This window comes from Kitasatospora sp. NPDC001539, assembly GCF_040298565.1.
Taxonomy (GTDB): domain Bacteria; phylum Actinomycetota; class Actinomycetes; order Streptomycetales; family Streptomycetaceae; genus Kitasatospora.
Map to the genome: position 1 here is coordinate 1 of NZ_JBEPAK010000231.1, position 11,104 is coordinate 11,104.

At 67.5% G+C, this 11,104-nt stretch carries 8 protein-coding genes; 4 read left to right on the forward strand and 4 right to left on the reverse strand.

Annotated features, from left to right (window positions below; genetic code table 11):
• On the forward strand, positions 1-335 hold a 335-nt coding region (locus tag ABT247_RS26915; RefSeq protein ID WP_350747090.1), incomplete at its 5' end, for an amidohydrolase family protein.
• A 196-nt stretch (positions 336-531) separates the two neighbouring features.
• On the opposite strand, the gene ABT247_RS26920 is transcribed toward ABT247_RS26915, so the two are convergent.
• The gene (locus ABT247_RS26920) at positions 532-2,166 is read right to left on the reverse strand and encodes a PP2C family protein-serine/threonine phosphatase (protein ID WP_350747093.1); all 1,635 of its coding nucleotides are present in this window, start codon (positions 2,164-2,166) and stop codon (positions 532-534) included.
• 850 nt (positions 2,167-3,016) lie between these two features.
• Between ABT247_RS26920 and ABT247_RS26925 the strand changes: the two genes are divergently transcribed.
• Together ABT247_RS26925 and ABT247_RS26930 are read left to right on the forward strand one after the other, a co-directional pair.
• Positions 3,017-4,429: a tetratricopeptide repeat protein gene (locus tag ABT247_RS26925; RefSeq protein ID WP_350747095.1), complete on the forward strand. Its 1,413-nt coding sequence runs from the start codon at positions 3,017-3,019 to the stop codon at positions 4,427-4,429.
• A 297-nt stretch (positions 4,430-4,726) separates the two neighbouring features.
• Positions 4,727-5,035 carry a hypothetical protein gene (locus tag ABT247_RS26930; protein ID WP_350747097.1) on the forward strand — a complete coding sequence of 103 codons (309 nt, stop codon included), beginning with the start codon at positions 4,727-4,729 and terminating at the stop codon, positions 5,033-5,035.
• Between the two features lie 208 nt (positions 5,036-5,243).
• Here ABT247_RS26930 and ABT247_RS26935 read toward each other — a convergent pair whose 3' ends face one another.
• Positions 5,244-6,200: a DUF6585 family protein gene (locus ABT247_RS26935; RefSeq protein ID WP_350747100.1), complete on the reverse strand. Its 957-nt coding sequence runs from the start codon at positions 6,198-6,200 to the stop codon at positions 5,244-5,246.
• A 550-nt stretch (positions 6,201-6,750) separates the two neighbouring features.
• On the opposite strand from ABT247_RS26935, the gene ABT247_RS26940 reads away from it, so the two are divergent.
• Positions 6,751-7,152 carry a YccF domain-containing protein gene (locus ABT247_RS26940; RefSeq protein ID WP_350747103.1) on the forward strand — a complete coding sequence of 134 codons (402 nt, stop codon included), beginning with the start codon at positions 6,751-6,753 and terminating at the stop codon, positions 7,150-7,152.
• Positions 7,153-7,350: 198 nt separating this feature from the next.
• Here ABT247_RS26940 and ABT247_RS26945 read toward each other — a convergent pair whose 3' ends face one another.
• Complete coding sequence (locus ABT247_RS26945) at positions 7,351-9,117, reverse strand: GmrSD restriction endonuclease domain-containing protein (protein WP_350747105.1); 1,767 nt, start codon at positions 9,115-9,117, stop codon at positions 7,351-7,353.
• Positions 9,118-9,455: 338 nt separating this feature from the next.
• Complete coding sequence (locus tag ABT247_RS26950) at positions 9,456-11,096, reverse strand: AMP-binding protein (protein ID WP_350747108.1); 1,641 nt, start codon at positions 11,094-11,096, stop codon at positions 9,456-9,458.
• Positions 11,097-11,104 lie beyond the last annotated feature (8 nt).

The window sequence follows — 11,104 nt, forward strand, 5'->3', positions numbered from 1 at the left end:
TCTACCCCCTCGGCCCCCTCCAGGTCGAGGTCAAGAACGGCGTCGCCCGGCTCGTCGAGGGCGGCTCGATCGCCGGCTCCACCCTCACCCTGGACATCGCCTTCAAACGCGCCGCCACCGTCAACAACCTGACCCTCGGTCAGGCCGTCGAGTCGCTCTCCACCACCCCGGCCCGACTGCTCGGCCTCACCGACTCGATCGGCACCCTGGAGACCGGCAAGCTCGCCGACCTCGTCGTACTCGACTCCACCAGCTACGACCTGATCGCCGTCATGCGCCACGGCCGGTGGGTCCACGGCGGCGACCGCTTCACCACCACCACCGAACCCGCCTGAGAAGACGACGACGGCCGCACCCGGCGGCGAACCCGAAGGAGCGGCCGGCCACCGTCCGTCGAGTCACCGAGCAGGGTGACGACCTCGGACCAAACCCGCTGCTCCACCGCCTCGGCATCGACGTACGAGCAGCCACAGACGCCTCGTCCGACGGTCCCGCTGACCACCAAGCCAAAAGCGGGCACCCTGCCTGTGGTCAACGGGCGATGTGCAGGGCGCAGATGTCGTCGCGGTGCGCCTGCGGCCCGACGAGCGCCCACACGATCGCGTCCACGCACCGGCGATCGCCGACGTGGGCCAAGGCGGTGCGCGCCAGACGGGCCATCCCCTCGTCGAGGCTCTTGCCCGGAGTCTCGACCAGCCCGTCCGTGTAGAGGAACAGGTGGTCACCGGGCAGCAGGTCGAGGGTCGACGCCTCGTAGTGCGCCTCCGTGGTGGCTCCCAGCAGCGTACCCCCGGGGGCGGCCAGGAAGCGGGCCCGGCCCGCACGGACCAGCAGCGGCGGCAGGTGACCGGCCCGGACCCAGGTCAGCCGGGAAGCGGCCGGGTCATAGCGGGCCATGATCATGGTCGCCGTCTCGAAGCCCTGGTCCGATGTGTGCAGCAACAGGGTGTTGAGGCGGTCCAGGATGGCGGGCAGCGGCGTGCCCGTGATGGCCATGCCCTTGCCGGTGAAGCGCAGCAGCGCCATGGTGGCCACTGCGTCGAGCCCGTGGCCGGCTACGTCGCCGACGACGAACAGTGCGTCGCCGTCCGGCAGTTCGATGGCGCTGTACCAGTCACCGCCGAGGCTGAGACCTTCCTGCGCGGGCTGGTAGGCGACATCGACGGTCAGGCCCGCCAGGAGGCGGCTTTGGCGGGACACCGGCAGGAGGGTGTCCTGGAGACGGGCGGCCAACTGCCGTTCGGCGGCCAACTGGCCCTGATGGGCGAGCACTTCCTGCTGGTGGTGGAGGAGCTGCTGTTCCGCGTGCTTGGCTGCGGTCAGGTCCTGGAAGAAGCCGTGCACCTCCACCGGGTCGCCGTGCGCGTCGACTTCGGCCTCCGCGACGATCCGAACGTGCCGCACCTGTCCGCCCGGCGTGGTGATCCGGAAGGTGTGGTCGATCGGCTGACCGTCGCCCAGCAACTGCTGAACAGCCCGGCCCAGCGCCGGAAGGTCATCGGCCGGGACATGAGAGGGCAGTTCGTCCAGAGTCATCGGCTCTCGGGCCGGATCACGGCCGAAGATCGTGTAGACCTCCTCGGACCAGGTGATCACATTGCGCACCAGGTCCCAGTCCGCCCAGCCCATCCCCGCCAGGCGCTGCATGACGGCCAGACGCCGCTGCACACGTTCACCCGTGTCCAGACGGGTCCACGAGACGACCAATCCACCCTGGCATGGCACCGCCCGCACCCCGTAGCGGGAGCGGTGCGGGATGTTGGCCGCGACCTCCTCGTACTCCAGCTCGCCCTCGTAGCACTCGCCGGTCCCCAGGGCCTTCAGATAGCCCCGCCACAGCTCGCTGTCCGCCGTCCCAGGATACGTCTGGAGGACTCTGAGCCCGATCAGTTCCCGTCCCCGCCGACCCCCGATGTCCACCGCCTCGGGAGAGACCGCCGCGAAACGCAGATCCGCGACCTCCCCGCCCGGGCCGAGGACAGGTTGGAGGAAGGTCACTGATCCCGGCACACCGGCCAGGACCTCCTGCACCAGGGACACCGCCGGATCGGCAGCCGCATCCCGGACGTCCGACTGCTGGCGGGCCAGGTACAGGCGCGAGGAGAAGAGCCCCTTGCCACCGGATCCCCCGACCGGCGTGACCTCGTGCTCGGCGTCGACGTCCATGGGACGAGCATGACACGGCCGTCTCCGACACCGCCTCGCTACGCGCATTCAAGCGACCCAAAGTAGTTGATCAGCTATGCACGGGGACTGAGGCGTTGCGGCTTCGCCCTGGCATGGCAGCCACGCCCTCCATGCCTGGCCCGAAAGGGCTTCCGAATGACGAAGGACGGGCATGACCACCCAAGGGCTCACCCCATCGTGGCGGATCTGCTCCACCACATCCGCGTCCACGGCGAACTGTACGAACGTTCCGCTCTCGGCACCGCGAGCTGCGCACACCGGTCTTCCTACCATCTCCTTCTCCAGCGTGATCCTTTCTTCAATCCGGTCGCACTCGACGACGACTCGCACTGGGAGATCCTCCACCAGTGCCTGGCCGACACCACCTTGCCGCTCGACGTCCGCGCCGCTGGAGCCCTGCTCTACCTCTTCGGACTGGAACTCGCCCGGATCGCCGTACTCCCCGCCGACGCCGTGACCGTTCTCGGCAGCGATGGCCCGGGCCGACCTTTGCCGACCTCGTCCTCGACCGCGTCCCCATCCACCTGTCCTCCCCCCTTGGCCCGGCTCCTGACCGAATTCACCAACCAACCACCGCCACCGGGCTGGATCGCCAACCGCCCGCGCCGCTGGCTCTTCCCCTCGACCGCGCCTGGATGCCACCTCAGCGGAGGAGGACTGGGCTGCCGCCCTGGACCGGCTACCCCGAAGCCCGTCGAGGCGAGACTGCCGGCCGCCTGCCACCCGGGGAGCAGAAGGTCACTGAACCGCACTCGCTGGAGGGCCACAGCAGGGCGGGGTTCCCGCACCGGCTGGTGTCTGCGACCTGCTCTAGCGTGTCCTTGTGAACGTGGATGATCTTCAATGGCAGGTCGACACCCTCGGCGGCGTGCTGCCGCGGCTCGTGGACGCGATCCGCGACCGCGGCGGCCTGGAGACCCTGATCCAGGCGGCGCGGGAGCGTGAGGACTGGTTCTGCGCCGCGGGTGCGGTGCAAGAGCTGTGCGCGGCAGGGACCTTCGGGCGGGCCTGGGCGGTGGTGGAGCCGTTCGCCTCAACCGGCTGGCAGCCGGCGGTGCGGGTGGGCGCGGACGTGCTGATGCGGTGGGGCCGGGTCGACCAGGCGCTGGAACTGGCACGCCCGGAGGGCCCGCCGGAGAACGCGGTCGATGCGTCGCGGGACTACGCCGCCCTCCTGCTCCGAGCCGGGAGGGTGGAGGAGGCTATCGGCGCACTCGGCCCGCACCTGCGCAGCGGGCGGGTGCTGACGGCCCTGGTGGAGATGACCGACGGCCAGGGGTGCGACGAGCGGGTGCTGGAGCTACTGGCCCCGATCGCCGAGGAGTTCCGGCGCGACCCGGAGCGCCCCGGCGTCCGTGACCTGTGGGACGTCCTGCCCGCGCAGGCCCGAGTCCTGGAACGGTCCGGCCGTGTGGACGAGGCGATCCGGCTGCTCGGTGCGGACGTGGCCGCACGCCGGCACGGGGTACTCAACACCGTCGAGTTCTACGCCGAGTTGCTGGCCCGACGCGGGCGGATCGTGGAACTGCGCGAGCTCGCCGACACCCACAAGCACGCCGCCGTACACCCATATGTGAGGGCCAGGGAGAGCCTGGGACAAGCCGCAGAGGCGGAGGCGTACCTGCGCGGCCTCATCGCGGCCAGGCATCCGGGCTGGTACGAGAGCATGCTGATGGAACTGCTCATCCGCCAGGGCAGGTTCGACGACGCCATCAAGGCGGCGGAGCACACGTTCGACGACCTCTACGACGACAACCTCCTCCAGGGGGCCCTGAGCCTCCTTGCTGATCAGGGCCAGCACGACAAGGCGATCGGACTCACACAAGGACGCAGCCCCGAGTTCCTCGCGGAGAACGAGGACTGGCTTCGCTCCAACCGCTGGTGGCTGATGGGAGAGTCCGGGCGCGCCCGGGAGGCGATCGCGGAGATCGAGGCCCTGTCGGCCGATGAGGTGGACGATCGCGAGCTCACCATCGCGTGGCTGCTCGCCCAGGACGCTCGCGTCGAGGAGGCCATAGCCCTCCTGCGCTCGCTGCCCGGCAAACGGGCCGCGAACGACCTGGCCGAACTGCTGATCCACCAGGGCCGCTTCACCGAAGCCATCGCCGCCATCCCCGACGTGGCCGCCCAGCGCGACGAGGCGGGGCACGGCCGGACAACGCGGCAGGAATCCGCCTCCTCCGACAACGGCCACGCGCACGGCGACCCATGGGCAACCCCGAATACCGCACCTCTGGAATGACGCTCCCCGGCCAGTCACCGCGGACGGAACGGTCGTCGACCCGTCCTGGCAGGGCGGTTGGGGCCGAGCGTACTTCGCCTCCGAGCGTGAGCAGGGATGAGGTGCCGCCGCCGAGGCCGCGGCCCGGGGCAGCACACTTCCGGCAGCTGCGGCCGACATGCGTCAACTGCCCTTCAGAACCGGTCTTTCGACGTCGCCCTCTGCGCGGACAACTCACTCCCGCACCTGCTCTCCGGGCAGGATCTCCGGGCGGCACTCCTCGGCATGAGACGGGTGCTCTGAGGCGACGGACTGCTGATGATCACTGTCCGGGCCTATGACGAGGCGCGCCAGACCAAACCCACCGCCACGCCTCCCCAGGTCTCGGAAACCCGCGACGGCCAGGTGATCACCTTCCAGCTGTGGCACTGGCACGAAGACGGCGAGCGCTACGACCTGGAGCACTTCCAGCTCACCCCCGCAGGGACCACTTGGAATGTCCGAGTCCGCCGGAGCACCTACTGGGCGGTGACGCGCTCACAGTTAACCGAGTTCACGGCTGACGCCGACCTCACCGACATCACCTGGCACAGTCCGGACTCCGCGGGTACTACCAGCCCGTGCTGACCGCACGCCGCCCTCACTCAGCGGGGTAGTCCAGGCTTCGGTTCCGCCTCCGACTTCCCTTCGTCCATCCGTTGGACATTGCCGGTCAGAGCACCAGCGTCCTTTATCGAAGGAGGTTCGACTGCCTTAACTTGACTGCCCCGGGCCCGCCGCCGGCGGAACCTGCGAGGTCGGCCCGAGCACCATCGCGATCACCGTTGCCGTCGGCCTACCAGCCGCTGCTCGGCGCGTCGGCGCCTCGCCGGTACGCGTCAACGATCGTGAGAAGCAGCGACACGTTGGGGATGTCGGCTACTCGTTCGGAAGCGGCCGAGAAGAGCTTGCCGTCCCTGCTGACGGTTACGCGGCCGCCTTTGGTCGACACCGTGGCCTCACTCCAGGGGATGAGGCCCCGCTTTCCCCGGATCCCGGCCTCGCTGACGGTGAACTTCCCGAAGGTCAGGGACTGTCCGTCGTCCAGCGCTGCCCGCGCGCTGGAGATCAGGGCGCGGGTGACCTGTTCTTCGGCCCGCCTGCCGAGGAGGGCGTACTGGCGGGCCGGCGAATCGGCACCTTCCGCATGCTCGTCGTAGGAGCCGATGATCGGTATTTTCGTGCCGTTCGACCCGATCAGGGTGTACGAGAAGGACATCGACTCGCGTTTCAGCTGCGGGTGGCGGGTGACGGTGACGTCCCGGTACAGCTCTGTCGTCTCGTCCCAACGCAGCGCCAGCAGGGTGGCCCCCTGGTCGTGCCGGACAAGGCCGTGCTCGAACTCGTAGACCCGGTTCCCGGAGACCTGCTGGCCGGGAACGGCGACCAGCGGAATGGCGAGAGTCTTGCAGTGCCGACCGAGCCGCCGCTCACCGGCGATCCGGGCGACCTCGGGCGGCACGTCAGCGGATTCGGAGGCGAAGGCGGACCAGCCGGGCCGCCGAAAGCGGACGCGGCGCACGACGCCGCTGCGGTCGACCACGAGTCGGCACAGTTCCTTGTCCGCGGCCAGGACGTGCCAGCCTCGACCGTCCGGGGCGTGCGTGTGGGTGTGCAGCGAGAAGTGGACGGCCTGAAGCCGCTCGGCCGCGACCTTGATCCCGCCGTCCCCGTCCGCGCGCGCATCGAGATGCTCTTGCAGATGCTTCCTGGCCTCGGCCTCGGTCCCGAAGAGCCGAGCATTGAAGGTCACCCTGAAGCCAAAGGGTGCATCTGCGTCCGGAACGACTGCGGCCCATCCCCAAGTCCCCACCGGCACAGGCTAACTCGGCCGGAGACGAAGGCGTGACCGGGCGGTCACTCCGGGCATCTGGAACCAGGATGTCCGACGTCCGGTGGCAGACCGCCGGCCCGCTGCTCACCGCGCTGGCCGCCCGGCCCGCCTACGGGCGCCAGGTCTTCCGGCTGCGCCCCGTACGCGCCGTGACCAAAGGCGCCCGCGCGCCGCCGCCGACTCGGCCGCGGCCTGGGGGCTGCCGACAGTCCGCTCCGCGCCCACCGGTGCGCGGGCGCCTCGGCCGCACGGGGCACGGCGCTCGGCGGCCCACCGGATGACGTGTCGGGTGCCTTCATGCCCACCGCACCCGGCCGTCCTCGGCGGGCGCTCGCGCCGCAGGAACCCATGCATGCGGTCGCGCGCCCGGGCCTCTCCCCGAGGAGCAACCCGCCGGGGCGTAGACACGCTCGTCAGCGGGCATGGCACGGGCATAGTGGATCGCCGTCAGCCGTGAGAAGGTGCCAGCATGAGTGCAGTGAAATTCGTTCTCAATGTCATCTGGCTGCTCTTCTGCGGGATCTGGATGGCAATCGGCTACGTGGTCGCCGGAATCATCTGCTGCGTGCTGATCGTGACCATTCCGTTCGGCATCGCCTCGTTCCGGATCGCCGGCTTCATCCTGTGGCCGTTCGGGCGCATGGCGGTGGAGCGGCGGGACGCCGGGGCCGCGTCCTTCGTCGGCAACGTGATCTGGTTCATCTTCGCCGGCTGGTGGCTGGCCCTCGCGCACCTGGTGACCAGCATCCCGCTGTTCCTGTCGATCATCGGGATCCCCTTCGGGTGGGCCAACCTCAAGATGATCCCGGTCTCGCTGACGCCGCTCGGCCGCGAGATCGTCTCCACCGATCAGCCCTGGGGCGCCCGGTAGTTCCACAGATGCTGGTGGTCGGCGAGAGCAACGCCCTCGCCGACCACCAGCCCCGAGCACGTGAGGCCTGGTCCTCGCCAGGAGTGAGGGAGACCCCCCTCCCGAGCCAAAGCCGCCGAACGTCGTCGCGAACTCCGAGATCTCGCGGTAGAGCAGGCGCTCTATGGTGTCGAGGGCCCCACAACTAGGGCTCCGATATCAGGCCTTGATGAACCGCTTGGATGCCGCCAGGGCCTCCCCTGTGGTCATTTTGCGCAGATCCTCTCCATCCCGGATGAAATAGTCTCCGTTATAGCCAGAGAGCTCCCGCTGCGCCGGGATTCGGATCACAACGTAGGATCGTCCGCTGTAGGCAACGGTGTCGATGTTGGCGAGGACGTCACCCTTGAGCTCCGCATCCAGGGGCGAGTCCTGGAAATTCTTGATGATTAGACGCTGATACTCCGACATTTCCAGCGAAAGAGCCTCACATTCTCGGTCGACGCCGACCAGGTACTGCCTCCCAATTTGCAGTATACTTCTCGAATCAAGCTCCTTGATTCGCTGCGCATCACTTTCGCTGTCAGCAACGCCGAGTACAATATAGCCATCACCCTCAGGCCCGATGTTTGCAATTGCTGACGCAATCTTCGGCAGCTTCTCCAGCAACTTCCGGTTTATCACGCGCCTGGCTGACAGCGAGGCGATTCCCTGCTTGAATTCATATCGCCCACTTTCGACGGGAGCCCTTCTGATCAGATTTGGAAATTCGATTTCCATAGCGGGGCCATGAGTCAACGGGCCCCTCTGCGATTCGGTAAAATACTTTTCGACCAAGCCTCGGACGATGTCGATATTGGCTTGCCGTTGCGCTTCCGTAGTCGTGTTCCTGCTGGGTGTAAGCTTGGCGGAAACCTTTCTCAGGGCCTCGAAAGCACCTTCCCTGTCAGACAACTGACGTCCTCTTCTGATCATGAGATCGTAGAACGCCATGAAGACTGCGTAGAACGGCGTCTTCGCAGAGGTGAAAGTGCTGGTGCTGACATGGGACCGGAATGCCCCTACAACGCCCGGGCGCATGGACTCCACAATGGCCTTAAGGGCGCCCAGCACGATCTTCACATCCTCAGCCAGCTTATCTGTGCCGTATGCGTGGAGATCGATCGCCAGCGAGGAGCTCTCCGGCGTAGACAAATCAAAATATTTATCAAGGACGTCAGAACTCACACTGAACGTGTTTCCACGCACAACAGAGATGCAGATGTCCGCGAGAAGCTGTTCATCTTCGCTCTGCTGAAGCTGGCGAGGACTCAGGATACCGAGGCTGCACCAGAATGTTTCTTCCGCAGAGATTCCGTAGCCAAGCCGTTCTCGGGCGGAGTCGATCGAAACGACCGGCATCTTCGTGAGGGGGAGAATATCCGGGGAGCCGTCATAGCGGAATTCGGACGCAAGCCTGCGCAGCATCGCCACGAAGTCGCTCACGACGCCAGCCTGCCGCTTCTCCTGCGCACTCAGCTGGCGCCCACCGGAATTAATCCGTCGAAAAACTTCTGTCACCTTTGCCTCTTCGCCAGAGTCAAAGATCGTTACCGCCAGTTGGTAGTCAAGGAGATCAGCACACTCCCCCGCGCTGATCAACGCCGGCGTCCCCGGCTCTCGCTCAAACGCGTTTGACTCGGCCAACTGCCGCGCCCGAGAGAATTCATTCAGATCGAAGTACCGACGAGCGTCTCCAAAGCCCGGGATGCCATATCTCTGCTCGATGAATCCAAAGATCGCATCCAGGCGCTGCATTCCATCGATGATTTCATACTTCTGATCAGGCGCTTCGGCCAACAAAAACAACGGAATCGGAAATCCGCGCAATACGCTATCAATCAGGTGCATTTTCTCATTTACGCCCCACACCAGCTTGCGTTGATAGTTTCGATTTACCACCAACTTTTCACTGCGGTAAATGTTGTACGCTTCCTGGATCGACATTCCTCGCGGTGTGATCGACACCGAACCCCCTAGTTCGCTGCAGACTCGCAGCCCTGCATAACCGGCAAGCCCTCGTGGGCTGGATACTAGAGCAGGGTCGCTCGGCTTGTCCGGCGGTTCCGAAAGTTAGCCGGAGCGCTTCGACGTGCGATCTTCGAACTTCCTTGCGGCTCGCGGCGGCGCTGTTTTCTGCTCTCTTCAGATCAGGTTTGCCGTTGGCGCGCCGGCCGACGGCACGGTGGTGGACCACGGATCGCCGTCCGTCGGAAGAACGCTCGGCGATGTCACCGCAGCCCTCATAGGGTGGGACGGGCGGGGGCCGCGTCGCGCCGGGCGGGTCACTGGCCGAGGATGTCGACGGCCATCTCGCGCATCTCGACCTTGCGGATCTTGCCGGTCACCGTCATCGGGAACTCGTCGACCACGTGCACGTAGCGCGGGATCTTGAAGTGGGCGAGGCGCCCGGTGCAGTAGGCGCGGACGGCCTCGGCGGTGAGCGGCTCGGCGCCCTCCCGCATTCGGATCCAGGCCATCAGCTCCTCGCCGTACCTGGCGTCGGGGACGCCGATCACCTGGACGTCGAGGATGTCCGGGTGGGTGTGGAGGAACTCCTCGATCTCGCGGGGGTAGAGGTTCTCGCCGCCGCGGATCACCATGTCCTTGATCCGCCCGGTGATGGCCAGGTAGCCGTCCTCGTCCATGACGGCGAGGTCCCCGGTGTGCATCCAGCGGGCCGCGTCGACGGCCTCGGCGGTGCGCTCGGGCTCGTTCCAGTAGCCGAGCATGACGGAGTAGCCGCGGGTGCACAGCTCGCCGGGTTCGCCGCGCGGGACGGTGCGGCCGGTGGCCGGGTCGACGACCTTGACCTCCAGGTGCGGGCCGACCCGGCCGACCGTGGAGACCCGGCGCTCGACCGGGTCGTCGGTGCGGGTCTGGGCGGAGACCGGCGAGGTCTCCGTCATGCCGTAGCAGATGGACACCTCGGTCATGCCCATCCGCTCGATGACCTCCTTCATCACCTCGCTCGGGCAGGGCGAGCCGGCCATGATGCCGGTGCGCAGGCTGCTGAGGTCGTGGCGGGCGAAGTCCGGGTCGGCGAGTTCGGCGATGAACATGGTCGGCACGCCGTACAGCGAGGTGCAGCGTTCGGCGGCGACGGCCGCCAGGGTGGCGCCGGGCTCGAAGGAGGGCGCGGGGATGACCATGCAGGCGCCGTGCGAGGTGGCGGCGAGATTTCCCATCACCATGCCGAAGCAGTGGTAGAAGGGCACGGGGATGCAGATCCGGTCCTGCTCGGTGTAGTCGAGCAGTTCGCCGACGAAGTAGCCGTTGTTGAGGATGTTGTGGTGCGAGAGGGTCGCGCCCTTGGGGAAGCCGGTGGTGCCCGAGGTGTACTGGATGTTGATCGGGTCGTCGGGGGCCAGCTCGCCCTGGCGTTCGGCGAAGCGGGCGAGGAGAGCCGGGTCGGCGGCCCGCCCGGCGGCCAGCAGGGCCTCCCAGTCGGGGCTGCCGAGCAGCACCACGCGTTCCAGCTCCCGGCAGTTCGGCCGCACGTCGGCGATCATCGCCGCGTAGTCCGAGGTCTTGAAGCGCTCCGCCGCGACCAGCAGCCGGATCCCGGCCTGGTTCAGCACGTACTCCAACTCGTGCGCCCGGCAGGCCGGGTTGACGGTGACCAGGATCGCCCCGAGCTTGGCGGTGGCGTACTGGGTGAGGGTCCACTCGGCGCAGTTGGGCGCCCAGATGCCGACCCGGTCGCCCTTGGCGATGCCGAGTTCCAGCAGGCCGAGCGCCAGCGCGTCCACGTCGGCGCCGAGCCGGGCGTACGTCCAGCGGCGGGCGGTGGGGCGGTCGACCAGCGCGTCGCGGTCGGGGAAGGCGCGCACCGCGCGGTCGAGGTTCTCCCCGATGGTGTCGCCGAGCAGCGGGACGTCCGCGGTGCCGGAGGCGTAGCTGCGCGGGGCGGGGGTGGTCGGCACGGGCTGGC